This is a genomic window from Phenylobacterium sp. (assembly GCF_004799395.1).
Classification (GTDB): Bacteria; Pseudomonadota; Alphaproteobacteria; order Caulobacterales; family Caulobacteraceae; genus Phenylobacterium.
Genome location: NZ_SSMZ01000012.1, coordinates 1 through 25,856, shown reverse-complemented (window position 1 = coordinate 25,856; position 25,856 = coordinate 1). Strand labels below are relative to the sequence as shown.

23 protein-coding genes and 1 pseudogene are annotated in these 25,856 nt (G+C 68.6%); 11 read left to right on the top strand and 13 right to left on the bottom strand.

All coding sequences use genetic code 11. The features are described from left to right. The 3 genes from ligD to otsB form a co-directional block, all read right to left on the bottom strand. Positions 1-2,302 (bottom strand): DNA ligase D (gene ligD / locus E8A12_RS00695; protein ID WP_293365831.1); only part of this gene is annotated, 2,302 nt, incomplete at its 3' end. Positions 2,303-2,315: 13 nt separating this feature from the next. After that, on the bottom strand, positions 2,316-3,716 hold the full coding sequence (locus E8A12_RS00690; RefSeq protein ID WP_293365830.1) for a trehalose-6-phosphate synthase: 1,401 nt from the start codon (positions 3,714-3,716) through the stop codon (positions 2,316-2,318). Then, entirely contained in the window at positions 3,713-4,465 is a 753-nt protein-coding gene (otsB, locus tag E8A12_RS00685) for a trehalose-phosphatase (RefSeq protein ID WP_293365829.1), read from the bottom strand. Before otsB ends, E8A12_RS00690 begins: the two co-directional genes overlap by 4 nt. Before the next feature lie 149 nt (positions 4,466-4,614). On the opposite strand from otsB, the gene zwf reads away from it, so the two are divergent. Beyond that, positions 4,615-6,093 (top strand): glucose-6-phosphate dehydrogenase, encoded by a 1,479-nt coding sequence (gene zwf / locus E8A12_RS00680; RefSeq protein ID WP_293365828.1) that lies wholly within the window; start codon positions 4,615-4,617, stop codon positions 6,091-6,093. 23 nt (positions 6,094-6,116) lie between these two features. Next, the gene (locus E8A12_RS00675) at positions 6,117-6,674 is read left to right on the top strand and encodes a hypothetical protein (protein WP_293365827.1); all 558 of its coding nucleotides are present in this window, start codon (positions 6,117-6,119) and stop codon (positions 6,672-6,674) included. A gap of 7 nt (positions 6,675-6,681) precedes the next feature. Here the strand turns inward: E8A12_RS00675 and E8A12_RS00670 are convergent, their stop codons facing one another. The 3 genes from E8A12_RS00670 to E8A12_RS00660 form a co-directional block, all read right to left on the bottom strand. Further along, on the bottom strand, positions 6,682-6,879 hold the full coding sequence (locus E8A12_RS00670) for a hypothetical protein (protein WP_293365826.1): 198 nt from the start codon (positions 6,877-6,879) through the stop codon (positions 6,682-6,684). A gap of 20 nt (positions 6,880-6,899) precedes the next feature. Next, entirely contained in the window at positions 6,900-7,967 is a 1,068-nt protein-coding gene (locus E8A12_RS00665) for a sensor histidine kinase (protein ID WP_293365825.1), read from the bottom strand. Between the two features lie 282 nt (positions 7,968-8,249). Beyond that, positions 8,250-10,064 (bottom strand): glycoside hydrolase family 15 protein, encoded by a 1,815-nt coding sequence (locus E8A12_RS00660; protein WP_293365824.1) that lies wholly within the window; start codon positions 10,062-10,064, stop codon positions 8,250-8,252. Positions 10,065-10,175: 111 nt separating this feature from the next. On the opposite strand from E8A12_RS00660, the gene pyk reads away from it, so the two are divergent. After that, entirely contained in the window at positions 10,176-11,597 is a 1,422-nt protein-coding gene (gene pyk, locus E8A12_RS00655) for a pyruvate kinase (RefSeq protein ID WP_293365823.1), read from the top strand. On the opposite strand, the gene E8A12_RS00650 is transcribed toward pyk, so the two are convergent. After that, on the bottom strand, positions 11,594-13,735 hold the full coding sequence (locus E8A12_RS00650; RefSeq protein WP_293365822.1) for an amylo-alpha-1,6-glucosidase: 2,142 nt from the start codon (positions 13,733-13,735) through the stop codon (positions 11,594-11,596). The two genes, pyk and E8A12_RS00650, sit on opposite strands and share 4 nt — an antisense overlap. 8 nt (positions 13,736-13,743) lie before the next feature. Beyond that, entirely contained in the window at positions 13,744-14,802 is a 1,059-nt protein-coding gene (locus E8A12_RS00645; RefSeq protein WP_293365821.1) for a glycosyltransferase family 4 protein, read from the bottom strand. Positions 14,803-14,974: 172 nt separating this feature from the next. On the opposite strand from E8A12_RS00645, the gene pgl reads away from it, so the two are divergent. From pgl to E8A12_RS00620, 5 genes are read left to right on the top strand one after another with little or no spacing between them, the layout of a single operon-like run. After that, entirely contained in the window at positions 14,975-15,631 is a 657-nt protein-coding gene (gene pgl, locus E8A12_RS00640) for a 6-phosphogluconolactonase (RefSeq protein WP_293365820.1), read from the top strand. 14 nt (positions 15,632-15,645) lie between these two features. Beyond that, the gene (edd, locus tag E8A12_RS00635; protein WP_293365819.1) at positions 15,646-17,457 is read left to right on the top strand and encodes a phosphogluconate dehydratase; all 1,812 of its coding nucleotides are present in this window, start codon (positions 15,646-15,648) and stop codon (positions 17,455-17,457) included. After that, positions 17,457-18,425 (top strand): glucokinase, encoded by a 969-nt coding sequence (gene glk, locus E8A12_RS00630; RefSeq protein WP_293365818.1) that lies wholly within the window; start codon positions 17,457-17,459, stop codon positions 18,423-18,425. The genes edd and glk overlap by 1 nt, the downstream gene beginning before the upstream one ends. Then, complete coding sequence (gene eda, locus E8A12_RS00625; RefSeq protein WP_293365817.1) at positions 18,422-19,039, top strand: bifunctional 4-hydroxy-2-oxoglutarate aldolase/2-dehydro-3-deoxy-phosphogluconate aldolase; 618 nt, start codon at positions 18,422-18,424, stop codon at positions 19,037-19,039. The genes glk and eda overlap by 4 nt, the downstream gene beginning before the upstream one ends. Positions 19,040-19,050: 11 nt before the next feature. Continuing rightward, entirely contained in the window at positions 19,051-19,308 is a 258-nt protein-coding gene (locus E8A12_RS00620; RefSeq protein WP_293365816.1) for a hypothetical protein, read from the top strand. Here E8A12_RS00620 and E8A12_RS00615 read toward each other — a convergent pair. Genes E8A12_RS00615 through E8A12_RS00605 form a run of 3 tightly spaced genes read right to left on the bottom strand, consistent with a single transcriptional unit; the run spans position 19,305 to position 22,013 of the window. Continuing rightward, complete coding sequence (locus E8A12_RS00615; protein WP_293365815.1) at positions 19,305-20,081, bottom strand: enoyl-CoA hydratase/isomerase family protein; 777 nt, start codon at positions 20,079-20,081, stop codon at positions 19,305-19,307. The two genes, E8A12_RS00620 and E8A12_RS00615, sit on opposite strands and share 4 nt — an antisense overlap. After that, complete coding sequence (locus tag E8A12_RS00610; RefSeq protein ID WP_293365814.1) at positions 20,081-21,247, bottom strand: acyl-CoA dehydrogenase family protein; 1,167 nt, start codon at positions 21,245-21,247, stop codon at positions 20,081-20,083. The genes E8A12_RS00615 and E8A12_RS00610 overlap by 1 nt, the downstream gene beginning before the upstream one ends. Positions 21,248-21,275: 28 nt before the next feature. Continuing rightward, positions 21,276-22,013 carry a helix-turn-helix domain-containing protein gene (locus E8A12_RS00605; RefSeq protein ID WP_293365813.1) on the bottom strand — a complete coding sequence of 246 codons (738 nt, stop codon included), beginning with the start codon at positions 22,011-22,013 and terminating at the stop codon, positions 21,276-21,278. Positions 22,014-22,168: 155 nt separating this feature from the next. Between E8A12_RS00605 and E8A12_RS00600 the strand changes: the two genes are divergently transcribed. The 3 genes from E8A12_RS00600 (at position 22,169) to E8A12_RS00590 (ending at position 25,065) form a co-directional block, all read left to right on the top strand. Beyond that, positions 22,169-23,401, top strand: a complete 1,233-nt coding sequence (locus E8A12_RS00600) for a CoA transferase (RefSeq protein ID WP_293365812.1) — start codon at positions 22,169-22,171, stop codon at positions 23,399-23,401. 7 nt (positions 23,402-23,408) lie between these two features. Continuing rightward, positions 23,409-23,960, top strand: coding sequence for an AAA family ATPase (locus tag E8A12_RS00595; protein ID WP_293365811.1), 552 nt, complete (start codon positions 23,409-23,411; stop codon positions 23,958-23,960). A 61-nt stretch (positions 23,961-24,021) separates the two neighbouring features. Then, entirely contained in the window at positions 24,022-25,065 is a 1,044-nt protein-coding gene (locus E8A12_RS00590) for a hypothetical protein (RefSeq protein WP_293365810.1), read from the top strand. 33 nt (positions 25,066-25,098) lie between these two features. On the opposite strand, the gene E8A12_RS00585 is transcribed toward E8A12_RS00590, so the two are convergent. Next, positions 25,099-25,512: a Zn-ribbon domain-containing OB-fold protein gene (locus E8A12_RS00585; protein ID WP_293365809.1), complete on the bottom strand. Its 414-nt coding sequence runs from the start codon at positions 25,510-25,512 to the stop codon at positions 25,099-25,101. 2 nt (positions 25,513-25,514) lie between these two features. Beyond that, a pseudogene (locus tag E8A12_RS00580) lies at positions 25,515-25,856 on the bottom strand (thiolase domain-containing protein); the annotation flags it as partial.

Below are 25,856 nucleotides of genomic sequence, written 5' to 3'. Positions count from 1 at the left end.
CATCCTTCAGAGGCGTGACCACGTGCAGGCCCTTGCCGCCGGTGGTCTTGCAGAAGGCCACGAGGCCCAGGGCCTCCAGCCGTTCCTTCACCGCCAGCGCGCCTTCGACCACCCGCTCGAATGGGATCGCCTCGTCGGGGTCGAGATCGAACACCAGGCGGCCGGGGACTTCCGGCTGGAACGGCTGGCAGTTCCAGGGGTGGAATTCCGTGGCGCCGGATTGCGCGAGCGCCGCCAGGGCCTCGATGCGGTCGATCTCCAGGTAGGGCTTGTGGTCGCCGAACACCTTCACCTCTGAGATCAGGGCGGAGGAGCCCTTGCCCACGTGGCGCTGGAAGAAATGCTGTTCGCCGTCGATGCCGTCGGGCGTGCGGATGATCGAACAGGGCCGGCCCTTGATGTGCGGCATCATCCAGGGGCCGACGGCTTCCAGATACTGTGCGAGATCGAGCTTGGTCACCGACGCGCCGTCGCCGCCGTCGGGCCACAGGGCCTTGTCCGGATGGCTGAGGGTCACGCCCATGACGATGGGAGGGCCAGGCTTCTTCACCGGCGCAGCCTTGGCCCTCGGCGCGGGCTTCGCAAGCGTTGCGCTTTCCACCGGCGCGGGCTTTTCGGCCACCACCTCGCCGGCGGGCTTGTCCTCGCGCAAGGCCTTGAACGCCGCCTGGCGGACCATGCCGGATCCGGTGAAGCCCGCGAACTCGATCTCGGCGACCAGATCCGGCTTCGCCCAGTGGACATTGGCCTCTTTGCGCGGCGCTCCGACGCCGGAGAATGGGCTCGACTTGGCCTCAAGCTTGGCGAGACGCGGCAGGACGCGGACCACCTTGTCGCGGCCGAAACCCGTACCGACCCGGCCGACATAGACCAGCTTGTCGTCCCGGTTCACGCCGACCAGCAGGGAGCGCAGTTGCCCGGCCTCTCCGGTCCAGCCGCCGATCACCACCTCGTGGCCGGCGCGGCATTTGGACTTCAGCCAACTGTCCTCGCGTCCCGACCGGTAGGGCGCGTCGAGCCGCTTCGACACGATCCCTTCCAGCGACATGCGGCAGGCCGATTGCAGCACGGCGTCGCCGGCGATCTCGAAATGATCGACGTAACGGATCCGGACGCCTATTCTTGATGGGTCGGTCCCTGACGCCGCCGCCAGCAGGGCCTTCAGGCGGTCCTTTCGATCGCGCAAGGGCAGGTTCCGCAGGTCCTGACCCTCGGCGAACAGGAGGTCGAAGGCGAAGAAAATCAAGTCGTCGGTCTTGCCGTCCGAGAGCGCCGCCTGCAGGGCCGCGAAGTCCGGCGCGCCGGTCGCGTCGAGGGCGCAGGCTTCGCCGTCGATCAGGCAATCGGGCAGTGCCTCGCCATTGCGACCGATCTCCTTGAATTTTCCCGTCCAATCGAGGCCCGCGCGGGTCTTCAGCGTGGCGAGGCCGCCATCGACGCGCAGTTGCAGGCGATAGCCATCGAACTTGATCTCGTGGCCCCAGCCGGCGCCCTGCGGCGGCCGATCGACGGAGCGGGCCAGTTGCGGCGCCACGAACACCGGCAAGGCCGCGGCCTTCGGCTTGGCCGGCGCCTTCACGCTTGGCGGCGCCTTGGCGCGCAGCAGGGCGGCGGTCTCGGCCTGACCGCCCTTGGATTGCCAGACCCGCTTCGCCGCTGCGCGGGCATTGCCTGTCATGAACCGCTTGGGCCCCTTGCCCTTGCCCTCGGCGATCTCGCCCATCGTCCGGCCGGAGGCGACAGAGGTGGTCTCGTCCTCCACCAGGGCGTCGCCGTGGCCTTCCAGCGCCCAGCCGTCGTGATGCTTGATCAAGAGCCAGTTGTCGTGGCGCTCCTTGGGCCGGCGCTTCATGCGCACCAGCACGAAGCCGCCTTTCAGCCGCTCGCCCTCCATGACGATCTTCAGGTCGCCGGACTTCAGTCCTTCGTGCGGATCGGTCCCGGGCTCTGGCGCCCAGTAGCCGCGGTCCCACAGCATCACCGTGCCGCCGCCGTACTGCCCCTTGGGGATTGTCCCCTCGAAATCGCCGTAGTCCAGCGGGTGATCCTCCACCTCGACGGCCAGCCGGCGATCATGCGGATCCATCGACGGGCCCTTGGTCACCGCCCACGACTTGAAGGTCCCGTCGAGTTCCAGGCGGAAGTCGTAATGCAGGCGGGTGGCGTCGTGCTTTTGGATCACGAAGCGGCGGCGTTCGGAAGGCTTGACCGCATCCTCGCCGCTAGGCTCCGCGGTCTTCGAGAAGTCACGCATCGACCGGTAGCGGGCGAGCTTGGTCTTGGCGTCGGCCTTGGCGACCATCCCCCGGGACTCCTCAGCTGGCGAGCGCGGCCTGCGGCGCCTTCACGCCGGCCAGGGCGCCTACGAAGGCGTCGCGCCAGGCGGTGACGTCCTCGCGCTCGACGTTTTCGAACAGCGCGCTCCACCGGCGGATGCGTTCGGCCTTGTCCATGTTGATCGCCCGCTTGAGCGCGTCGGCGATCTCCTCGGGGCTGTTGGGATTGACCAGCAGGGCCTCGCCCATCTGCCGCGCGGCGCCGGCGAAGCGCGACAGGATCAGCACGCCGGGATCCTCCGGGTTCTGCGCGGCGACGAACTCCTTGGCCACAAGGTTCATGCCGTCGCGGAGCGGGGTCACCAGGCCCACCCGCGCTGCGCCATAGATGCCCGCCAGTTCGTCGCGGCGGTAGTTCTTGTTCACATAGCGGAACGGGTTCCAGTCCACGTCCGAGAACTCGCCGTTGATCCGGCCTGACAACGCATCGAGCCGGCCGCGGATCTCTTGGTAGGCTTCGACGCTCTCGCGGCTGACCGGGGCGATCTGCAGCATCAGCACCTCGCGGCGCATGTCGGGATTGTCGACCAGGTAGCGTTCGAAGCCGAGGAACCGCTCCTCCAGTCCCTTCGAGTAGTCGAGCCGGTCGACGCCCACCACCAGATGACGGAAAACGGTGGCGGCGCTCATCAGGTCGCGCATGCGCCGCGCGCGCGAACTCTTCAGCATCTGGGCAAATTCGGCGGCGTCGAGGCCGATGGGGAAGGCGCCGACCTTGAGCGAGCGGCCATAGGCCTTCAGCCGCCCGGGCTGCGGCTGAGAGCCGCCTCCCTCGGACAGCACATATTCCTCGAAGGCCTGGCAATATTCAGCGGTCTGGAACCCCACCAGATCGTAGTCGAACATCGCCTGTACGAGCTTGCCGTGGCCCGGAAGCGTGGTGAATACCTGGTGCGCCGGCCAGGGCACGTGCAGGAAGAAGCCGATCCGGTTCCTGATCCCCAGCGCGCGCAGTTCGCGGCCGAGCGGGATCAGGTGGTAGTCGTGCACCCAGATCAGGTCATCCGGCTGGATCAGCGGGGCCAGGGTTTCGGCGAACCGCTTGTTCACCCGGCTGTAGCCTTCGCCGTAGACCCGGTCATAGGCCGCCAGGTCCGTACGGTAGTGGAACAGGGGCCACAGCGTCTTGTTGGCGTAGCCGTTGTAGTATTCCTCGAGGTCGATCTCCTCGAGGTCGACGACGGCGGCGGTGACCCCATCGACGGTCTGCATGGAGAGCTTGCCGTCGAAGGCCTCGGTGGTCTGGCCGCTCCAGCCGAACCACAGGCCGGAATATTCCCGAAGCGCCGCGGCCAGCGCCATGGCCAGGCCGCCGACGGTCTCTTCGCCGGCGCCACCCGGCGGGTTCACCCGATTGGAGACGACGATCAGGCGGCTCACGATGCGCCCTCCAGCCAGGCCAGGGCGGCGTCGACGTCAGCCAGCCGGAAGCGCGCGGCTGTGGTGCGCGGGGCGCCCACCACGACGCCGACCCCGCCCAGCGCCTGTGCGGCCTCGAAACCGTCCTCATCGGTGACGTCGTCGCCGACGAACACCGGCCGCGCCCCGGCGAAGGACGGCATGGCCATGAAGTCGCGCACGCTGTCGCCCTTGCTGGCGCCCGGCGTTCGCAACTCGGCGACCATGTCGCCATCCTGCAGGCTGAGTCCCGTTTCAACCGCGAGGCGCCGGGCGCATGCGCGGGCCGGGTCCGCCTGATTTCGCGCGAGCCGGAAGTGCAGGGCCACGGACAGCCCAGCCTTCTCCTCGACGATCATGCCGCAGTCGCGCTGCGCGAAGGCGCGCAGGGCCTGGGTCGCATGGGCCAGGGCTGGATGTGGCTGGCTGGCGAACACCTGGCCATCGGGATCGCGGCGCACCAGGCCATGCACGGCGGCCACAGCGATGACGCAACCTTCCAGGATACGGTCGACGTCCTCGAGCGTGCGGCCGCTGATCACCGCCAGCCGCCCGTCCAGGGTCTGAGCCAGGCGTTCCAGTAGGCTGGTGCGGCGCGGATCGGGGCCCACATCCTGCGGCCGCGCAGCGATCGGCGCCAGGGTCCCGTCGAGGTCCAGGAACAGCGCCGTCTCGCCCAGTTTAAGCGGTTTCGGCGCAGGCAGTCCGGTGGTGAGGGTTTGAACAGACATCTCGACACACGCCCCAGCTACCGGACGCAACGCACAATCGTCGGGTTCGATCCGCTGGAGAGCGCGGGAAACCCTTGGCGGCCTTGACGTTCCGTACAGCAGTCGCCGCTATGCGCTGTCCGCTTGAACCGACCTGGAGATGACGCCCGATGGCCAAGACGCCGCAGGCTGAGACGCCGCTGTCCGATGCGCTGGTGCTGTTCGGCGCGACCGGCGACCTGTCGCGGCGCATGCTCTTGCCGTCACTCTACTTCCTGGACGCCGATGGGCTCCTGCCGGTGGGCTTCAAGATCCTGGCCACCGCCCGCGGCCAGTACAGCCGCGACGATTTCGTCGAGCAGGTGCGCGACATCCTCAAGGCCCGGCCGGAACCCGTCGACGACGCGGTCTGGAAGCGGTTCTCCGGGCGCCTGGACTACGTGGCCTGTGACGCGACCAGCGCCGAGGGCGTGGCCGAACTGAAGCCGCATCTGGAGGGCCGCCAGAGCCCGATGTTCTTCCTGGCCATCTCGCCCAGCCTCTACGCGAAGGTCTGCGGGGCGCTGTCGGGATCGGGACTGGCCACCGACGATACGCGGATCGTGCTGGAAAAACCGATCGGCCGCGACCTGGAGAGCTCGCGCCAGGTCAATGAGGCGGTGGGTTCGGTCTTCGCCGAGGAGCGGATCTTCCGCATCGACCACTACCTGGGCAAGGAGACGGTGCAGAACCTGATCGCCCTTCGATTCGCCAATACGCTGTTCGAACCGCTCTGGAACAACCTGACTATCGACCACGTGCAGATCACGGTGGCCGAGACGGAAGGCGTCGGCGACCGCTGGCCCTATTACGACGAATACGGCGCGCTCAGGGACATGCTGCAGAACCACATGCTGCAACTGCTCTGCTTCGTGGCCATGGAGCCGCCGGCCGACATGGACCCGCGCTCGGTGCGCAACGAGAAGGTCAAGGTGCTGCGGTCCTTGCGCCGTTTCACCCGCGCCGACGCCCAGAACGCCTCGGTCCGCGGCCAGTACACCAAGGGCGTCGTCGGCGGCAAAGAGGCGCCCGGCTACGAAACCGAGCGCGGCCAGCCCACCAGCACCGAGACCTTCGTGGCGCTGCGCGCAGATATCGACAACTGGCGCTGGGCGGGCGTGCCCTTCTTCCTGCGGACGGGAAAGCGGCTGCCCGAGCGGCGCACCCAGATCGTCATCCAGTTCAAACCGGTGCCACATTCGATCTTCGGCGACGGCGCAAAGCACGATCTGGTCGCCAACCGCCTGGTCATCGACCTGCAGCCGGACGAGGACATCGCGCTGACCCTGATGAACAAGTCGCCGGGGATCAGCCACGGCGGCATGCGCTTGCAGTCCATGCCGCTCTCGCTCAGCCTGCTGCGCGCCTATGAAGGCCCGGGCTCGCGGCGCCGGATCGCCTACGAGCGCCTGCTGCTCGACGTCATGCACGGCGACAACACCCTGTTCGTCCGCCGCGACGAGGTGGAAGAGGCCTGGCGCTGGGTCGACGGCGTCGCCGACGCCTGGGCCGAGGCCGGAATGGCGCCCAAGCCATACGCGGCCGGCAGCTGGGGCCCGTCCGGCGCCTTCGCGCTCATCGAACGGTCGGATCGCGCCTGGGTCGACTAGGGACCGGCGGCCAGGAGGCTCGAATGAAGCTGGCGGCCTCGATCCTGACCGGGCTCCTCGCTATGTCAGGCGCCACGCCAGGGGTATGCGCCGAACGGGTGATCGCCCTGTCTGACAGCGAGGCGCTGATCGTCCCCTCGGACAGCCCGGCGCGCTTCCAGCGCCTCGGGAGGCATCTGGACGCCCATTTCACGGGCCGATTCACGATCTCCGGCGCGTTTGCCTATGGCTGCAACCTGGGGTGCGACGCGCCGCTGACGGAGCGCGACCTTGCTCTGTACATCGTCCCGGACGAGACCCTGGCCAGGCGGCTTCCGCACTGGAAGGCGCATGACCGCGACATACGCATCTACATCGACAATCCGAAGCCCTTCGGCCGCAAGTTCGTGTCAGCCCGAATCCGCGCGGCGCTGCTCAACGGCAAACTCGGCCACGTGACCGGCCATGCCACGATCGTCGTCGATCGGTTGCTGGCCACGATCGAATGCGACACCGGCGGCTATTCCGTTCACCTCATCGCCTTCGCCAAGCCGGCGACCATCGGCCCTGTGCAGGCGGCCGAGAACCACGGCTGCGGATGACGGTGAGCTAGGCCGGTCGCGTCCTCTTCAGCTTGCGCACGCAGGCCTGCAGCAGTTGCGCGCGCTCGCTGGAAAGGCCGCCGGCCTTCAGCTCGGCCAGCGCCCCGGCCAGGGGCTCGCCGGCATGGCGGACACCGAGTTTCCAGACTTCAGAGCGGACGTCGGCCTCGCTCGCGCCGGAGGGCAGCCAGGAGAAAAGGCTCATGAGGCAATCCCGCCGCGCATCTAGACGGCTACTGGCAAGGCTGGGGCCTTATTGGCTCTGGAGGTCGCCGCGTGGGCCACGGAGATATTGGTCCCGGGGTCAGTCCCGCGGACTTCGACCACCGCGCCGAGCTGCTTGGCCAGGGCTTGGACGATGCTGGTGCCGAGCCCCGCCTTGGCCGGCTCCGCGCCCCCGGGCGGCATGCCCACGCCGTCATCGGCCACGGACAGGGTCCACCCCCCGCCGGCCACCTTGTAGCCCACGACGATGTGCCCGCCCCGGCCATCAGGGAAGGCGTGTTTCAGCGCATTGATCACCAGTTCGGTCACCACAAGGCCCAGGCTGACCGACACTTCCGGCGTCGCAACGCCCTCGTCGGCCCGCACCTCCAGCGTCAGCTTCTTGTGGTCGTGGATCATCGAAGCGGCGATGCTCCCGCACAACTCCGTGAAATAGCGGCGCAGCTCGACGTCGCCGACATTGGAAGCCGCCAGCTGATGCTGCAGCGCCGCCACCGACATGACCCGGCTGTGGGCGTCGAAAAGGTAGCTCTTGGTCTCCGGCGACGGCACGCGGCGCGCGCTCTGCATCAGGACGCTGGCGATGATCTGCAGGCTGTTGGCGACGCGGTGCTGCAACTCCTGGAACAGGATCGCCTTTTCGCGCAGCAGGTCATCCTTCAGGCGCTCGGCGAGGCGCGCGTCGGTGACGTCGGACACCGCCAGCAGCAGGCGGATGTTCCCCGGATCGCCGTAGTCCAGCATGTGGGCGGTGATCACCAGCCGGCGGGTGGCGCGTCCGTGGCGGTCCAAATCCATCTCATAGGCGTCGATATCGGCAGCGCCGGACAGCGTCGCCTTCAAGAGCGAGCGCAGTTGCGGCACGTCCCATTCGCCCGATCCCATCGCGAACAGCGAGACACCGGTCAAGTGCGTGGGATCGATCTTGAAGGCCCGCGAAAAGGAGTCGCTCGCGGCGATCACCGTGAGGGCTCCGTCAAGCAGCAGGATCGGCGCGTCCGATGTCGCCACCAGCGCCAGCGCAAGGCTGTGGGTGACGGCTGGAAGAACCGGTGAATCGTTGGCCATTGAGGCCCCAAGCGCCCGCCGGAGACTCGCGAAGCGAAAGCCATTCCCGGCGCTAGTATCGAAGGATCGCGTTAAGCCCGTCCCTGGGCATATCTCAATGCGTCCAGATATTATCATATCACGATTTGGACCGCTCCGGCGGCTTATCTGCCAATCCGCCGCGGCGCCTCGGCGGGCCTGGACAAGGCAAAGCTCCGGCCGCGCGCAGGCCAGGACGCTCCATCGCAGCCTCGACAGTGCCCAGGAAAATCGTCCTGACTGAAATTGCGCGCCGCTGCGCCGCTACCTCACGCTCGACCAGGGCCGCGACAGCAGGGTCGCGCAGTTGATCAGCCCGACCAGGGAATAGGTCTGCGGATAGTTCCCCCACAGTTCCTTGCCGTCGAAGGTGATGTCTTCCGAGAGCAGGCCGGCCTTGGTGCGCCGGCTGAGCATCTCTTCGAAGAGCTGGCGGGCTTCGTCGGTGCGGCCGGAGAGGTGCAGCGCCTCGATCAGCCAGAAGGTGCAGAAGTTGAAGGCGGTCTTGGGCTCGCCGAAGTCGTCCGGCAAGGCGTAGCGCAGCATGAATTCGCCTCGCCGCAGGCCCTTTTCCACCGCCTCCATGGTGGCCAGCATGCGCGGGTCGTCCGGTGCGATGAACCGCACGTCGACCAGCTGCAGCAGGCTTGCGTCCAGCTCGTCGCCGCCGAAGGTCGAGGCGAAGCGGCCGAGGCTCTCGTTCCAGGCTTCGCGCTCGATGGTGGCGCGGATCTGGGCGGCGCGGCCGTTCCAGAACTCGGCGCGGTCGGCGAGACCGAGGCGGCGGGCGGCGTTGCCCAGCCGGTCGCAAGCCGCCCAGCACATCACCGAGGAATAGGTGTGCACCGCCTCCCGGCCGCGGAACTCCCAGAGGCTGGCGTCAGGCTGGTCGTGCAGTTCGAAGGCGCGGTCGCCGACCCACTCCAGGGCCTTGAAGTCCTCCACCGCGGCGGGCCTGAGCAGGCGCTCGTCGAAGAAGGCCTGCACAGTCGAGAGCACGATCTGACCGAAAACGTCGTACTGCATGTGCTCGTGGGCCTGGTTGCCGACGCGCACAGGCCCCATGCCGCGGTAGCCGTTTAGGTCCGGCGCCACCCGTTCGGTCAGCACCGGCTCAAGTCCCACCCCATAGACCGGCTGCACGCGTCCGCCCGCCGCCACCTGGTCCACGAGGTTGCGCAGGTAGACCAAGTAGTTCTCCAGGATGTCCGCCGCGCCGAGCCGGTTCAGCGCCTGGACCACGTAATAGGCGTCGCGCAGCCAGCAGTACCGGTAGTCCCAGTTACGGGCGACCTCGCCCGGCTCGACCGCATGCTCGGGGATCGAGGTGGTCAGCGCCGCCACGATGGCGCCGGTGTCCTCGTGCGCGCAGAGCTTCAGCGTGATCGCCGCCCGGATCACCGCCTCCTGCCACTCCAGTGGCACGGACAGGGTGCGCACCCAGCGGCGCCAGTAGTCGGTGGTCTCGCGCAGCATGCGCAAGGTGGTGGTGGTTATGTCATCCGGAAAGCCCTCGTCGGGGCCGAGGAACAGCGCGATCGGCTCCTCCAGCCGGAACAGCCGCTCATCCAGCACATGGCTGATCGGCCCGTCGGTGGTCATGCGCAGGGTGGTCTCGCCGCCCACATAGCGGATGTGGTTGGACCCGTTGGTGGTGACGGCCGGGGCCTGTCCATAATTCACCATCGGTCGCAGCTTGATGCGGATGCGCGGCGTGCCCTCGACCGGACGGATCAGGCGCACGAAGGCCAGAGGCCGGTATTGGCGGCCGAACTGCCGGTAGCGCGGGCAGAAGTCGATGATCTCCAGCTTGCCGCCCGTAGAGTCGGTGATCTCGGTCACCAGGATCGGGGTGTTGCGCCGGTAGGCCTGGGCTGTCGCCGCGCAGTTTTCCACCTCCACGGACCAAAGGCCGTGGGCGTCCTCACCGGCGTCCAGATCGGCGCCGCCCAGCAGGGCGGAGAAGAACGGATCGCCGTCGACCCTGGGCGCACAGGCCCAGACGAAGCGGCCCTTCTGGTCGATCAGCGCGCTGGCCGCGCAATTGCCGATTGGGAAGAGCTCCAGGTTTTGACTCAAGCGGCTTCCCCCACGCGTTGCGGCCTCATGTCGGGGTCCCGACTCTTTTCGCCCACCTTGGCTATTAACGCGCCTTGATCAGCTTGGCTCCGCAAGCCTAAGCCTCAACCCATGATCCGAGCGCGCAGAGCCAGAATCGTCGCGACCCTGGGTCCGGCCAGCCGCGGCGTCGACAAGGTGCGCGAATTGGCGATGGCCGGCGCCGATGTCTTCCGGGTCAATTTCAGCCATGGAATCCATGCCGATCACGCCGCCACCATCGCCTCGGTGCGCGAGGCCGAGGCCGTCGTCGGCCGCCCGCTGGCGGTGCTGGCCGACCTGCAGGGCCCGAAGATCCGCCTGGGCGAATTCGCCCACGGCGCCATCCGGATCAAGCGCGGCGACCATCTTCGCCTCGACCTTCGCGCCACGCCGGGCGACGCCGCGCGGATCGGCGTGCCGCATCCGGAGGTGTTCGCGGCCCTGCGCAAGGGCGCCTCGGTGCTGCTCGACGACGGCAAGGTGCGCTTGAGGGTGGTCGAGCATGGACCCAATTTCGCCGAGACGGTGGTGGAGGCGGGCGATCAACTCTCCGACCACAAGGGCCTGAACCTGCCGGGCCTGGCCATCCCGATCCCGGCGCTGACCGAAAAGGACCGCACGGACCTAGCATTTGCGCTGGGCGAGGGCGTCGACTGGGTGGCGCTCTCCTTCGTGCAGCGGGCCTCCGACATGGCCGAGCTGCGCAGCATCGTGCAGGGCCGCGCCAAGGTGCTGGCCAAGATCGAGAAGCCCTCCGCCTTGGAGGCGCTGGACGAGATCCTCGACCTCTCTCAGGCGATCATGGTCGCGCGCGGCGACCTTGGCGTCGAAATGGCCCCGGAAGAGGTCCCTGTCGTCCAGAAGCAGCTGGTCCGCGCGGCGCGCCTGCGGGGCATCCCGGTTGTCGTGGCGACCCAGATGCTGGAGAGCATGATCCACTCGCCGACGCCCACCCGCGCCGAGGCCTCCGACGTGGCCGGCGCGGTCTATGAAGGCGCCGACGCTCTGATGCTTTCCGCCGAAAGCGCGGCGGGCGACTATCCGGTCGAGGCGGTGGCGATCATGGACCGGATCATCACCCGGGTGGAGCGCGACGCGCGCTGGCCGGAGCTGATGCGGGCGGAATATCCGGTGGAGGACGCCGACGCCGACGCCCTGGTGGCCGCCGCCCGAAAGGCCGCGGAGGCCGCGTCCACGGCCTGCCTGGTGGCCTTCACCACCACCGGTCAGACGGCGCTGAGGCTCGCCCGCGAGCGCCCTCTGCAGGCGACGCTGGCCCTGACGCCCAGCCTCGACACCGCCCGGCGTGCGGCGCTGATCTGGGGGGTCGAGCCGCGCGTGGTGCCGGAACCCTCCGACCCGGAAGAGCTGGCGCGGGTGGCCATAGAGATGGCGGTGCAGACGGGGCTCGCCGGCCCCGGCCAGCGCATCCTGATCCTCGCAGGCTTTCCGATGGGATCGCCGGGCGCGGCGAACATCCTGCGCATCGCCCACGCACCCTTCCCGCGCTAGCGGACGATCAGGCGGCGGCGGTCGCTGGCCTCGACCAGGATGCGATTGCCGTGGCGCTCGATCGCCAGATCGACCAGGTCCTCGCCCACCTGCAGGCCGTCGATCCACAGCCGGTCGATGCCGATGGGCAGGCGCGGATCGGTGACGGTGATCGCTTTGCGGGTGATCTCCAGGCCCAGACAGGCCTGCAGCATCATGAACACCGACCCCGCGGCCCAGGCCTGCGGCAGACAGGCGACGGGATAAGCCACCGGCGGCTCGCCGGCGAGGCGCGGGAAGCCGCAGAACAGCTCCGGCAGGCGCATCTCGAAATTGACCGCGGTCTCGAAGAGCGCCGCCATCAGGGCCACCACGCCCGTGCGCTCGCCATAGTGCGACAGGCCCATGGCGCAGAGCGCGGTGTCGTGCGGCCAGACCGAGCCGTTGTGGTAGCTCATCGGATTGAACCGCGCCTCCCCCGTGGCCAGGGTCCGCACGCCCCAGCCCGGTGCGAAGTCGCGCGACAGCAGGTGGCGGCCGACCCGCGCGGCCCGTTCCGGCGAGACCAGCTTGGCGAACAGCAGGTGGCCCGGGTTTGACGCCAGCACCTTGCAGGGCTCGCCCGAGCCGTCGATGGCGATGGCGTAGAAGCCCTTGTCCTCCATCCAGAACCGCGCCTCCACCGCCGTGCGGATGCGCTCGGCGCGGGCGGACCAGACGGCCGACATCTGCGGCTCGGCCCGCAGGGCGGCCAACCTGGCCATCGCCTGGTAGGCGGCGAAGGCGTAGCCCTGCACTTCGACAAGCGCGATGGGGCCGGTGGCGAAGCGGCCGTCGGAATGGAAGACCGAGTCCTGGCTGTCCTTCCAGCCTTGGTTGGCAAGGCCTGAGTCCCGGCCGCGAGCGTAGTCGATCAGGCCATCGCCGTCGGTGTCTCCGTAGTGCTCGATCCAGCCCATGGCCGCCTCGAGGTGCGGCCAGATGGCGTCGATGAACTCGAAATCGCCGGTTCGATCGGCGTAGGCGCCCGCCAGGGCCACGAACAGCGGCGTGGTGTCGACGCCGCCGTAATAGCAGCCGAAAGGCACCTCCCCGAGCTCAGCCATCTCGCCGAGCCGGGCCTCGTGCATGATCTTGCCCGGCGCGGAATCGCGGAAGGCCGAGACCTCCGTGGCCTGGCGCGAGGCCAAGTAGGCCAAGACCCCCTTGGCCAGCGACGGGTCGAGCCACAGCACCTGCCAGGCGGTGATGATCGCGTCCCGTCCGAAGGTGGTCGAGAACCACGGGATGCCCGCGTAAGGGTAGGGTCCGGTCGTCAGCTCGGTGGTCAGGAGCGCCAGGTCAGACCGCGACTTGGCCATCCAGTCGGAGAACAGCCGCCCGGAACTGCGCAGCCTCGCTCCGTGCCGCCGCCGGGCGCGCATGGAGAACCGCGCCAGGGCCGCGTGTTTGCGGAACCGCTCGCGGGTCGGCGTCGGGCCCGGCTCCAGCCCCACCTCCACGTAGAGCTCAAGGTGCGACTCCGGCGCCAGGGGGTACATGAACTCCGCGCGATGCTCGCTGAGGCGGAAGGGCGGGTCGGAGAAACTGATGACGCTGGTCCGGTCGATGCCGTCGAGGCCGGTGTAGCGCACGGAGACCGAACGGCCATCGAACTCGGCGGGGTGCTTGTAGCCGCGCTTGGCCCTCTTCAGCCCGCGCACCTCGAACATGTCCCGGAAGTCGGCATCGAACTCGATCACCAGCGGGAGGATCACCTCATCGCGGCTGTAGTTGACCATCGAGATCCGCTCGAAAAGCCGTTGGCCCCAAAGATACCGCTTGCGCGAGATGTGCAGGACGCCCGGCGGCGCCACGGGCCCGCCGGACACCGGCAGATGCTGATTGGTGCTGTGCGAAGTGAAATAGACGTTGTCCTGGCCGAGCGCCGCCGACAGCAGGGATGGACGTTCCGTTCCCAACGACAGGGTGAAGCGCGACAGGATGCGGGTGTCGTTGTGGAACAGACCGTCGCCCAGCCCCAGGATATCGCCCAGGCTGTCGGCCACCAGGAAGATGTCGCTGTCCTTCAGCGCGTAGAGCTGATGCGGGACGCGCGGTTCGCTGGTTTCGCCGAGAGAGGCCGTCTTGGCCTCCGGCGCCGGCTGCAGGTCGTCCATCCGCTACCTCATTCGGCGGCGAGGCCTACGTCCGCCTCGCGGGACTCCCCCAGCCGGGCATAGAGGTCGAGGTAGCGGCGCGCCATGGCCGTGGCCGAGAAACGTTGCTCGAAGCGCAGGCGGATGGCGTGGCGGTCCAACTCGGGCAGCCGGCCGACGGCGGCGATGGCGTCAGCGTCGGTGCGCACGATGAAACCGGTCAGCCCGTCTTCGACCACCTCCGGCACCGAGCCGCAGTCATAGGCGATCACCGGCGTCCCGCAGGCCATCGCCTCGATCATCACCAGGCCGAAGGGCTCGGGCCAGTCGATGGGGAAGAGCAGGGCGTCGGCCCCGCCGAGGAAGGCCGACTTTCCGCCGTCGCCGATTTCGCCGATGAACTCGATCAGCGGATGGACGAGCAGGGGCTCGATCTGCTCCTCGAAATAGGCGCTGTCCGCCGCATCGACCTTGGCGGCGATCTTCAGCCGCCGCCCAGTGGCGATGGCGATGGCGATCGCCCGGTCCGGCCGCTTCTCCGGCGAGATGCGGCCGAGGAACGCCAGGTAGCCCTCGCCTGCCGGATGGAAGCGGTAGATATCGGCCCGCACGCCGTGCTGCACCGTCGCCGCCCAGTTGGCGAACGGCAGGGGCTTGCGCTGGCTGTCGCTGATCGAGACCAGGGGGAAACGCGGCCAGCGCTGGTAGACGCCGGGCAGGTCCTTCAGGTCGAGCCGGCCATGCAGGGTGGTCACCGTGCGGCCAGCCCAGGTCTCGAAGAATGGGAACTGGATCAGGTCGGTGTGGAAGTGGATCACGTCGAACTCGTCGGCGCGGCGGCGCACCTCGGCCAGCAGCGACAGGTGGGCGGCGAGGTCCGACTTCAGCGGCGCCGGATCCAGCCGGATCGCCTGGTCGCGAACCGGCGCCAATCGCGCCTTGGTCACCGCATCGGCGCTGGCGAACAGGGTGACGTCGTGTCCCAGCTCCACCAGAGCGTCGGTGAGATGGGCGACCACACGCTCGGTCCCGCCATAGAGGCGCGGCGGGACGGCTTCATAGAGCGGGGTCACCTGGGCGATCTTCATGGCGGGCTCTGTGCACTGGGGGCTGCGGCCGACGTCCGGGCGCGCGCCATCGCGCCCCCGCACAGAATGTCTATGTTCAACGCGCCCGTTGGTTCCCGGATGACGGCGTTTTTCTTGGCCTCCGGTCGATCCTGCGGAGCCCTCTGTCGTCCACTGCGCTATGAGCGGGCAAATGCTCGAAATCTTTCCAGATTCAGACGAACTCGCCGACGCCGCCGCAGCCGCGGTCACAGCGACGCTTTCCGAGGCCCTCGCCGCGCGCGGCCACGCCAGCCTGGTCGGCACCGGCGGCCGCTCGCCGGGTCCGGTCTACGACCGCCTGGCGCGCACACCCATCGACTGGGCGCATGTGGCCGTTACCCTGTCCGACGAGCGGCACGTCGATACGGATTCGCCCAACTCCAACGGCCGCCTGTTGCGCGAGCGGCTGTTCGTCGGCGAAGCGGCCGCGGCCCAGTACCTGCCGCTCACCGACTACGCCGAGCCGGCCCTGAGGCGGCTCATGCCGTTCGATGCGGTGATGCTCGGCATGGGCGAGGACGGCCATATCGCCTCGCTGATCCCCGGCAGCCCGGTGATCGCCCTGGCCATGGACCCCAAGGGCGCGGCGCTGACCGCGGAGTCGCCGGAAGGCTTCGGATCACCGCCGGTGGCGCGGATCACGCTCACCTTGTCCGCGTTGTTACAAAGCCGCGCCATCTTCCTCTTGATCGCCGGTGAGGCTAAGCGGCAGGTGGTCGAGAGCGCCCTCACCGGCGGCGACGAGCCGATCGCAGCGATCCTTAACCAGGACCATGTCCCGGTCAGGATATTCTGGACGCCGAACTAGACGAAGGACAGTCCATGCATCCGGTCACGGCGGAAGTCACCGAACGGATCATCGAGCGCAGCCGCGAGACCCGCGCCGGCTACCTCGCCGGCGTCGAGACCGCGCGCGCGGCCGGGACCGGCCGGGCGAAGCTCTCCTGCGCCAACTGGGCCCACGCCTTCGCCGCCGAGAGCGACGCCGACAAGAAGACCCTGCGCGATCCGACCGCGCCCAACATCGGCATCGTCAGCGCCTACAACGACATGCTCTCGGCCCACCAGCCGCTGGAGCGGTTCCCAGCGATCATCAAGGCCGCCGCCCGCGAGATGGGCGCCGCCGCGCAGTTCGCCGGGGGCGTGCCCGCCATGTGCGACGGCGTCACCCAGGGCCGTCCGGGCATGGAGCTGTCGCTGTTCTCCCGCGACGTGATCGCCATGGCCACCGCCGTCGCCCTGACCCATGACGCCTTCGACGCGGCCCTGCTGCTCGGCGTCTGCGACAAGATCGTGCCCGGCCTGACCATCGGGGCGCTGGCGTTCGGCCACCTGCCCGTGATCTTCGTGCCTGCCGGACCGATGACATCGGGCATTTCCAACGGCCAGAAGGCCAAGGTCCGCGCGCTCTACGCCCAGGGCCAGGCGACCCGCGAGGAGTTGCTCGACAGCGAGATGGCCTCCTACCACGGCCCCGGCACCTGCACCTTCTACGGCACCGCCAACTCCAACCAGATGATGATGGAGATGATGGGCCTGCACCTGCCGGGGTCGGCCTTCGTGCATCCCAACACGCCCCTGCGCGACGCCCTGGTCGCCGCGGCGTCCCGTCGGGCCGTCGAGATCCGCGACGGGACCAACGCCTATGCGCCGATGGGCCAGGTCGTGGACGAGAAAAGCCTGGTGAACGCGCTGGCCGGACTGCTCGCCACCGGCGGGTCGACCAACCACACCCTGCATTTGATCGCCATGGGCCGAGCCGCCGGCGTGCAGCTGACCTGGGAGGATTTCGACGACCTCTCCCGCGTCACTCCACTCCTGGCGAGGGTCTATCCCAACGGGACAGAGGACGTGAACGCCTTTCAGGCGGCCGGCGGCATGGCATTCGTGGTGCGCCAGTTGCTGGACGCCGGTCTCGCCCACGACGACGTCATGACCGTGGCCGGGCCGGGTCTGCGCCGCTATCAGACTGAGCCCTTCCTGGAGGACGGCAAGCTCACCTGGCGCGAGGGCCCGGCGGCCTCGCTGAACGCCGACATCCTGCGACCGGTCGACAACCCCTTCCACGCCCAAGGCGGCCTTCGCCTGCTGAACGGGGCCCTGGGCCGCGCGGTGATGAAGACCTCGGCGGTGAAGGCGCAGGACCTGACGGTCGAGGCGCCGGCCATCGTGTTCGAGGACCAGGACGCGCTGCAGGCCGCCTACCATCGCGGGGAACTCAACAGGGACTTCATCGCGGTGGTCCGCTTCCAGGGGCCGCGCGCCAACGGCATGCCGGAACTGCACAATCTGACGCCCCCGCTCGGCGTCCTGCTGGACAAGGGCTTCAAGGTGGCCTTGGTCACCGACGGGCGGATGTCGGGCGCCTCGGGCAAGGTTCCGGCGGCGATCCACGTGACGCCGGAGGCCGCCGACGGCGGCGCCCTGGCCTATGTCCGCAACGGCGACGTGATCCGCGTCGATGCGCTGAAAGGGACTCTGGAGATCAAGGTGGACGAACACGAATTGAGGGCCCGCCCGCGCGCCGCCTGCCCGCCATCGGGCCCCGGCTATGGCCGCGAGCTGTTCGGCATGATGCGCCGCGCCGCCTCCACCGCCGACACCGGCGCCTGCAGCCTGTTCGAGGCCGCCTGATGAAGCCCTACTACGCGGGCCTGGTCGGCGACGTCGGCGGGACCAATGCGCGTTTCGCGCTGATCGACGGCGAAGGCCGGGTGCGCAACCTGCACATCTACCCGGCGGCGAAATTCGCCAGTCTCAACGACATCATCGCCGACTACCTGGAACGGACCATGGGGTCCAAGCGACCCCCCAGAGCGGCGATCGCGGTGGCTGGGCCGGTGCTGGACGGCGAGATCGAGTTCACCAACCTTTCCTGGCAGGTCTCCGAGGGCGAGCTCCTGGCGCAGTTCGAGTTCGAGGCCGTGCGCCTGATCAACGACTTCGCCGCCCAGGCGCTGGCCTGCCCGATGCTGGGCGCCGACGCCTTGAAGCCGCTGGGCCCGGCGATCCGCGGAGCCGTCGACGCACCCATGGTCGTGCTGGGGGCCGGCACCGGCTTCGGCGTCGCTGGCCTGGCGCGCAGCGAGCGCGGCGACATGGCCGTCGCCACCGAGGGCGGCCACGCCGCCTTCGCGCCCTCCGACGACGTGGAGGTGGAGATCTGGAGCCAGTTCCGCGCCGTACACGGGCGCGTCTCAATTGAGCGCATTCTGTCCGGCCGCGGTCTCTTCGAGCTCTACGGCGTTCTGGCCGGCCTTCGGCAGACCGAAGCCACCCTGGAGAACGAGAAGGCGGTCTATGAGGCCGCCGGCAGGGGCGACGCGCTCGCGGCCGAAACCCTCGACCGGTTCTGCGGCATCCTGGGCTCAGTGGCCGGCGACCTGGCCTTGAGCTTCGGCGCCCGCGGCGGGGTGTTCATCTCCGGCGGCATCGCCCCGCGCATGGCCGAGCGCCTGGCCGCCGGCGACTTCCGCGCGAGGTTCGAGGACAAGGGTCGGCTCGGGGCCTATATGCGCCAGATTCCGACCTCGCTGGTGGTGCATCCCTACCCTGCGATCATCGGCGCCGCCCGCGAACTGGGGATGATGGAGCGTCTATGACCCTCGACGAGATCCTGGGACTCTCGCCGGTCATCCCGGTCCTGATCATCGACGATATCGAGGACGCCGTGCCGCTCGGCCGCGCCCTGGTCGCCGGCGGCCTGCCGGTGCTGGAGATCACCCTGCGTACGCCCGTGGCGCTGGACTGCATCGAACGGATGGCCGGCGAGATCGAGGGCGCGGTCGTCGGCGCCGGCACGGTGATCAGCCCCGCCATGCGCAAGGCGGTCGCCGCGGTGGGCGCGAAGTTCTGTGTGAGTCCCGGCCTGATCGATGGCGAGACCGCGGGCGGCCCTGCGCCGCTGCTGCCGGGCGTCGCCACGGCCACCGAATTGATCGCCGGCATCGCGGCCGGCTTCACCTGCTTCAAGCTGTTCCCGGCCAACATCGCCGGCGGCGTCGACGCCCTGAAAGCCTTCGCCAGTCCGTTCCAGCAGGCGCGCTTCTGTCCCACCGGCGGGGTCAGCGCCAGGAATGCAGCCGACTACCTGGCGCTGCCCAACGTCGTCTGCGTCGGCGGCAGCTGGGTCGCGCCCGCCGAGGCCGTGAAGGCCGGCGACTGGGGCCGGATCACCGCGCTCGCCCGCGAGGCCCGCGCGCTGGCGCCCGTCTGAAGGTCGATCGCGTGGCCCAGACCAACGAGCAGCTCCGCTGGGAGATCACCGCCGACGCCCGGCCGGGCGAAGCCGGCTTGGCCATCGTCAGCGTGCTCGGCAAGAACGCCATGGCGCCGGAAGTGGCCTTCGACATGCAGGTCGAATGGCTGCCGGGCGCCGAGGCCGCCGACGTCGAGGGCCGCGCCCTGATCATCCTCAGCCTGCTGTTCAAGGAACTGGCCGACGAGTGCGAGCGCGTGGCCGGCGAGCGGTTCGAGCGCGGCTAGCGCCCCAAGAAGACGCCCACCCGCCGTTCCGCGACGGAGCGGACGCCTTCCTTGTAGTCCTCGGTGTCGCGCAGTACGCCCTGCTCGGCGGCCTCGACGCCGGTCTGGGCGCGGACGGCGGCCGCCAAGTCCCCGCGCAATGTCTTGCGTGTGGCGATCAGGGCGAGCGGCGCGTTCTCGGCGATCTCCTGGGCCAGGCGCAGGGCCGCGGCGCGCAGCTCCTCGAGCGGCACGACCTCGTCCACCAGGCCCCAGGCCAGGCCATCCTCGGCCTTCACCCGACGACCGGTCAGGCACATCAGCTCGGCCTTGGTCGGACCGACGAGGCGCGGCAGGGTGTGGGTCAGGCCGAATCCAGGATGGAAGCCCAGCTTCACGAAATTGGCGGCGAACCGCGCGTCGGGCGAGGCGATCCGGAAGTCGGCCATCACCGCCAGGCCCAGGCCCGCGCCGATGGCGGCGCCCTGGACGGCGGCCACGATGGGCTTCTTTGCCGAGAACAGCCTGACCGCCTGGTCGTAGAGGGGGTTCACCGAACCCAGCCCGCCGGCGCTTTCGCTGCGGACCAGGTCGGCTCCGGCGCAGAAGTTCTTGCCCTCGGCCTGCAGCACCGAACAACGCAAGGCCACCTCGCCATCGATGGCGTCCAGCGCGTCAGCCAGGTCGCGCATGAAGTCGACGCTGACGTGGTTGTTCGGCGGCTTGTCCAGGGTCACGACCGCCACGTGGCCGTCGATCTGAACCGTGATGTGATCTCCGAACTTGCCCTGCATCAGCGTCGTGTCCCCAATAGATTCCTCGCCACCACCCACTTATGGACTTCGGTGGGGCCGTCATAGATGCGCATGGTGCGAAGCTTTGCCTGCATCAGGCTGAGCGGCAGCTCCTTGGTCATGCCCATGGCCCCGAACGCCTGCATGGCCCGGTCGACCGTCTCATAGGCCATCTCGGTGGCGTACCATTTGATCATCGAGATCTCGTTGCGGACATCGCGGCCCTGGTCGAGCTTCCAGGCGCAGTCGTAGGTCATCAGCCGCGTGGCGTGGATCTTGGTCGCCGCCTCCGCCACCCAGAACTGCACCGCCTGGCGTTCGCTGAGCGGCAGGCCGAAGGTCTTCCGCTGCGGCGCGTATTCGATGACCATGTCCAGGGCCCGCTGAGCCATGCCCACTGACCAGGCCGCCATCTGGATGCGCCGGGTGCCGAGCCGGGTCTGCATGGGCGCAAAGCCCTGACCCTCCGTCCCGAGCAGCTTCCAGCCCTCGACCCTGCAATCCTCAAGCGCGATCTCGTAGGTGTAGGCGCCACCGATCATCGGGATGCGGCGCAGGACGTTGAAGCCCTTCGTGCCCTTGTCGACGAGGAAGGCGGAAATGCCGCCGCGGGCCCGCTTCTCCTGGTCGGTCACCGCCATCAAGATGGTGAAATCGGCGTCGGCCGCTCGAGAAATCCAGATTTTCCGGCCGTTGATAACCCAATCGTCTCCGTCTCTCACAGCCCGCGTGGTCATGCCGGCGGGGTCGGAGCCAGCGCCCGGCTCGGAGATTCCGATGGCCGAGACGGTCTTCCCGGCGACATAGGGCGCGAGGTAGGCGGCGCGTTGCCGCTCATCCACCGTCTGCATCAGCATGCGCAGGTTCGGGCTGTCCGGCGGAAGCGTGTAGGGCGTGACACAGCGGCCGATCTCTTCCTCGACGCCGACCATGGCGGTCATCGGCAGGTCGGAGCCGCCGACGTCCTCCGGGGCGTCCAGGCCGAAGAGACCGAGCTCGTGGGCGACCTTGTCCAGCCGGGCGTGCTCGTCCGGCCCGATGCCCAGGCCCTTGCCGTCGGCCTCGCGGGCGAGGGTGGCGGCCTCCAGCGGCATTAGCTCGTCGCGGACGAAGTTGGCCACCAGGTCCTTGAGCATCCGGTGCTCTTCGGCGAGTTCGAATTCCATGGCGTCCCTCGTCTTATCCTTGCTTGTCTCAGGCCAGGTGGCCGACGGCGGCCTGCAGGCTCGCCAGATGTTCGTCGTAGCGCGCCTCAAGCCGCGCCACCGGCCCGCCGATCCCCAGCGCCAGCCGCCGACCGTTTGGCGCGCCCGGCGCCAGGACGGCGATCATGCCAGTCCCATCGGCGAACAGGTGGCGCGAGAAGACGTGGCGCTGGTGGCGGATCGCAGCGATGTCGGCCATCAGGTCGGGCAGGTCGAGCCGCGCGGCGGGCTCAGCGATGTTGATCCGCCGGACTAGCAGGTCGATCTCCGCGTCGCCCAGCGCGCTCAGCAGCAGGCGTCCGATACCGCAGCGACCCAGGGGCCGCACCGAACCCGGCGCCGGCGCATAGGCCACCGGTTGATCGTCGCCGCGCACCACATGCAGGTAGTGGGCGAAGAGGTCGCTGCGCGCGCCCAGGATGATGGTCTCGCCGGTAGCGTCGCGTAAGCGCCGCATCATCGGCAGGACATCGGCCGCGCCGAACAGGTCCTCCGCCACCCAGCGCCCCACCGCGGCGATGCGCATGGTCGGCAGGTAGGTCCGGCTTGGCCGGTCGTATTCGAGGTAACCCAGCACCACCAGGCTCTTCAGCAACGCCTGGGCGCTGGAGGTCGGATAGGCCAAGGCATCGGCGATCTCCTTCAGCGCCATCGGGCGGCGGGCGGCGTCGAACCGTTCCAGCACCTCGAAGACGCGACGGGCCGACTTGATGGCGGATGCGGTCAATCGTCGAGCCTCGCACTGCGCTTCCACATATGTGGAAATCTATTCCGCCATGCGAGACGCTCGGCGCCAAGGGCGCAGTTCTGCTAGTCGCGCGCAGCGGGTCCGGCGATGATGGACCATAAGACCCCGGCGGGGGCGTGGAAGGGAGGCCCACCTTGGCCAAGACGAAGCAGTTGGCGACGAAGGCGACAGGCCCCTTGAGCGGCGTGCGGATCATCGACCTGACCAGCGTGGTCAACGGCGCCTACGCCACCCAGATCCTCGCCGACCAGGGCGCCGACGTGATCAAGATCGAGGATCCGGGCGGCCGACGCGGCGGCGGCGGCGACATCATGCGCTATCCGGGCCACGTGCCGGAGGGCGCGCCGCGCGACATGGGCCCGATCTTCCTGACCATCAACCGTAACAAGCGCTCGGTGGTGCTGGACCTGAAGGACCCGAAGGCGCAGCGCGCGCTCTGCAAGCTGATCGAGAGCGCCGACGTCTTCGCCGCCTCGGTCCGCTACGAGGGGTTGAAGCGGCTAGGGCTGGCCTATGAGGACGTCAAGGCGATCAAGCCGGACATCGTCTATGTCCACGCCGCCGGCTACGGCTCGGACGGCCCCTATGCCGGCGAGCCCGCCTACGACGACCTGATCCAGTCGGCGTCCGGCCTGGCGGACGTCCTGCCGCGCACCGACGGCAACGACACCCCGCGCATCCTGCCGACGCTGGTGGCCGACAAGGTTTCGGGCCTGTTCATGGCCCAGGCGGTGACCGCGGCCCTGCTGCACAGGGCGCGCACCGGCCAGGGCCAGTTCGTCGAAGTGCCGATGCTGGAATGCGTCACCAGCTTCCTGCTGGTCGAGCATCTCTATGACCACGCCTTCGAGCCGTCGCTGGGGCAATGGGGCTATCCCCGGGTGGTCAACCCCCACCGCAAGCCCTTCAGGACGGCGGACGGCTACATCGGCCTTCTGCCCTATACCGACAGGCAGTGGGACCAGTTCTTCGAGGTCGCCGGATGGGGCGACAGCCTGGCCAAGGACCCGCGCTTCGCCGACTACGCCGCACGCGCCAAGCACACCCACGAACTCTATGGCCTGGTGGAGACCGTCACCGGGACCAAGACCACCGCCGAATGGCTGGCGCTGCTGAAGCCGCTATCAATTCCCGTCGTACGGACCAATCGGCTGGACGAGCTGGAGGACGACCCGCACCTCGCCGCAGTAGGCTTCTTCGAGCAGTACGAGCACCCCGACATCGGCAGCTACAAGCAGCTGAAGCCCCCTGTGAAATTCACCGGCTCGCCCGCCAACATCCGCCGCCATCCGCCCAGGCTGGGCGAGCACACCGACGAGATGCTGGCCGAATTCGGCATCGTGCTCGGCGAAGACGAACCGGCGTGAGTCGGTCATGCGCGTCCTGGTCATGGGCTCGACGGGGTCGGGCAAGTCGACCTTCGCCAGACGGTTAGCCCAGCGCATCGGCGCATCGCACATCGAGCAGGACGCCCTGAACTGGGATCCCAACTGGACGAACCTAAGCCAGACCGATCCGGAAAAGCTCGCCGCCCGGGTCCGGAAGGCCATCGCCGCGGAGGCCTGGACCGCCTGCGGCAACTATTCGGTGGTCCGCGACCTCTTCCTGGCGCGCGCCACCCATCTGATCTGGCTGGACTATGAGCGGCCGATCATCATGACCCGGGTGATCCGCCGCTCGGCAGCCCGCGCCATCGCCGGCGACGAGCTCTGGGAGGGCACCGGCAACCGCGAGGATGTCCGCAACTGGCTGGACAAGGAGCACCCGATCCGCTGGGCCTGGGACACCTTTCACTACCGCCGCACGTCCTATGAGCGGATTTTCGCCGACCCAGCGCTCGCACATATCCAGAAGCACCGCCTGCGCCGGCCACGCGAGGCCGATGCGCTGATCGACCGCCTGGTCGCCGAGGCCCTTCCCATCTGACGGCGCAGGTCTATTCTCTAGGCAGCGCCGACCATCAAGAGTCGGCCGGAGGATGTTTCCCATGGCTGCTCATTTCCCGATCCGATCCCTGACCGCGATTTCGCTGGTCCTCTCCCTGGCTGCGCCCGCCGCAGTGGCCCAGATCTCGTCGACCTACCACGCGCCCAAGAACGGCTGGGGCCAGCCCGACCTGCAGGGCACCTACACGACGGCCACCATCACGCCGCTGACCCGCGACCCGAAGCTCGGCGTGCGCAACGTCCTGACCAAGGCCGAGGCCGACGCCCTCGAACAGGCCACCCGCGATCAGATCGCCCGGGCCGATGCGCCGACCCCGCCGGAGGCCACGGTGAAGGACCTTAAGAACGCCGACTGCGGCCCGGACGGCATCTCGGGCTTCAACTGCGGCTACAATCAGGGCTGGAAGGATCCCGGCACCAAGCTGATCGACATCAATGGCGAGAAGCGCGCCTCGATCATCACCTCGCCGGCCAACGGTCAATTGCCTCCGAGGGTGGCCGCTACCGGCGGTGCGCGCCGTGCGGGCCGCACCGACAATCCGGAAGGCTTCAGCCTGGGCGAGCGTTGCCTGCTGTCATTCGGCTCCTCGGCCGGGCCGCCGATGCTGCCGCTGATGTACAACAACACCTACCAGATCGTGCAGTCGAAGGACGAGATCGCCATCGACGTGGAGATGGTCCACGACGTGCGCCACATCCGCCTCAACGCCGAGCACGGTCCGTCCAGCGTGAAGCTCTGGATGGGCGATTCCATCGGCCACTGGGAAGGCGACACCCTGGTCGTGGAGACCACCAACATGCGGCCCGAACAGGGGTTGCGGGGCGGCTCGCCCAACCAGAAGGTGATCGAGAAGTTCCGCCGCCTCGGGCCGAACTCGCTCTCCTACCAATTCACCGTCTCCGACCCCGACACCTACGCCGCACCGTTCTCAGGCGAGGTGGAGATGCGCACGACCAAGGGGCAGGTCTACGAATACGCCTGCCACGAGGGCAACTACGCGCTAACCGGCATGCTCGCCGGAGCCCGGGCCGAGGAAAAGCACCAGGCCGAAGCCGGCGGCGCGGCGAAGAGCGGCGGGGAATAGCCGCAACTTCCAGATCCCCCCGCTCAGGGGGCTCTACCCTCGCGGCATCGGCGCGAACACCGGGACCGGCGGGCCGCCTTCGGTCGGCTGGAACTTCACCTTCACCCGCAGGCCGATACTGAGGCCGTCGGGGGCGACGTCGACGAAATTGGTCAGGACCGCCGGGCCCTCGTCGAGGGTCACATAGCCGACGGCGTAGGGGCCGGTCGGCGAGCGGTGCATGACCGAGTAGGTGTAGATGACCCCTTCGCCCGGGCTCTCCTCCAGCACTGTATTGGCCGAGAGGCAGTGCGGGCACATCTTGCGCGGATACCAGTAGGCCTTGCCGCAGTCCTGGCACCGGCCGATCAGGAAGCGCCCCTCGCGGGCGGCGTCCCAGAAGGGCTTGGTCTCGACGGACACCATGGGCGCGGGGATCGGCCGGCTCATCGTCTGCTGTTCGGGCATGCTCAGCCCTCCCGTTCCATGATCACCGTCGCCGAGGCGTGGCGGGTGCCGAGCGAGCCCCCGGTGCCGTGGGCGATCGCCAAGTCGCAGCTCTGCACCTGCACCTTCGGATGCGCCTCGCCGCGCAGCTGGCGCACCGCCTCGATTACCTTGGTGATGCCGCCGCGGTTGGTGGGGTGGTTGTTGCACAGGCCGCCGCCGTCGGTGTTGAACGGCAGCTTGCCGACGCCCGAGATCAGGTTGCCATCGGCGACGAACCTGCCGCCGTCGCCCTTCTTGCAGAAGCCCAGGTCCTCGAGCTGCATCAGCACCGTGATGGTGAAGCTGTCGTAGATCGAGGCGTA

What these genes read in the sequence shown, in the direction of transcription:
- glk (WP_293365818.1), top strand. Translation starts at nt 17,457, where the DNA reads ATGAAGCCCTACTACGCGGGCCTGGTCGGCGACGTCGGCGGGACCAAT.
- edd (WP_293365819.1), top strand. Translation starts at nt 15,646, where the DNA reads ATGCATCCGGTCACGGCGGAAGTCACCGAACGGATCATCGAGCGCAGC.
- E8A12_RS00650 (WP_293365822.1), bottom strand. Translation starts at nt 13,735, where the DNA reads ATGGACGACCTGCAGCCGGCGCCGGAGGCCAAGACGGCCTCTCTCGGC.
- eda (WP_293365817.1), top strand. Translation starts at nt 18,422, where the DNA reads ATGACCCTCGACGAGATCCTGGGACTCTCGCCGGTCATCCCGGTCCTG.
- E8A12_RS00610 (WP_293365814.1), bottom strand. Translation starts at nt 21,247, where the DNA reads ATGGAATTCGAACTCGCCGAAGAGCACCGGATGCTCAAGGACCTGGTG.
- pyk (WP_293365823.1), top strand. Translation starts at nt 10,176, where the DNA reads ATGATCCGAGCGCGCAGAGCCAGAATCGTCGCGACCCTGGGTCCGGCC.
- E8A12_RS00670 (WP_293365826.1), bottom strand. Translation starts at nt 6,879, where the DNA reads ATGAGCCTTTTCTCCTGGCTGCCCTCCGGCGCGAGCGAGGCCGACGTC.
- E8A12_RS00645 (WP_293365821.1), bottom strand. Translation starts at nt 14,802, where the DNA reads ATGAAGATCGCCCAGGTGACCCCGCTCTATGAAGCCGTCCCGCCGCGC.
- zwf (WP_293365828.1), top strand. Translation starts at nt 4,615, where the DNA reads ATGGCCAAGACGCCGCAGGCTGAGACGCCGCTGTCCGATGCGCTGGTG.
- E8A12_RS00665 (WP_293365825.1), bottom strand. Translation starts at nt 7,967, where the DNA reads ATGGCCAACGATTCACCGGTTCTTCCAGCCGTCACCCACAGCCTTGCG.
- E8A12_RS00615 (WP_293365815.1), bottom strand. Translation starts at nt 20,081, where the DNA reads ATGCAGGGCAAGTTCGGAGATCACATCACGGTTCAGATCGACGGCCAC.
- otsB (WP_293365829.1), bottom strand. Translation starts at nt 4,465, where the DNA reads ATGTCTGTTCAAACCCTCACCACCGGACTGCCTGCGCCGAAACCGCTT.
- E8A12_RS00595 (WP_293365811.1), top strand. Translation starts at nt 23,409, where the DNA reads ATGCGCGTCCTGGTCATGGGCTCGACGGGGTCGGGCAAGTCGACCTTC.
- E8A12_RS00675 (WP_293365827.1), top strand. Translation starts at nt 6,117, where the DNA reads ATGAAGCTGGCGGCCTCGATCCTGACCGGGCTCCTCGCTATGTCAGGC.
- pgl (WP_293365820.1), top strand. Translation starts at nt 14,975, where the DNA reads ATGCTCGAAATCTTTCCAGATTCAGACGAACTCGCCGACGCCGCCGCA.
- E8A12_RS00585 (WP_293365809.1), bottom strand. Translation starts at nt 25,512, where the DNA reads ATGCCCGAACAGCAGACGATGAGCCGGCCGATCCCCGCGCCCATGGTG.
- E8A12_RS00590 (WP_293365810.1), top strand. Translation starts at nt 24,022, where the DNA reads ATGGCTGCTCATTTCCCGATCCGATCCCTGACCGCGATTTCGCTGGTC.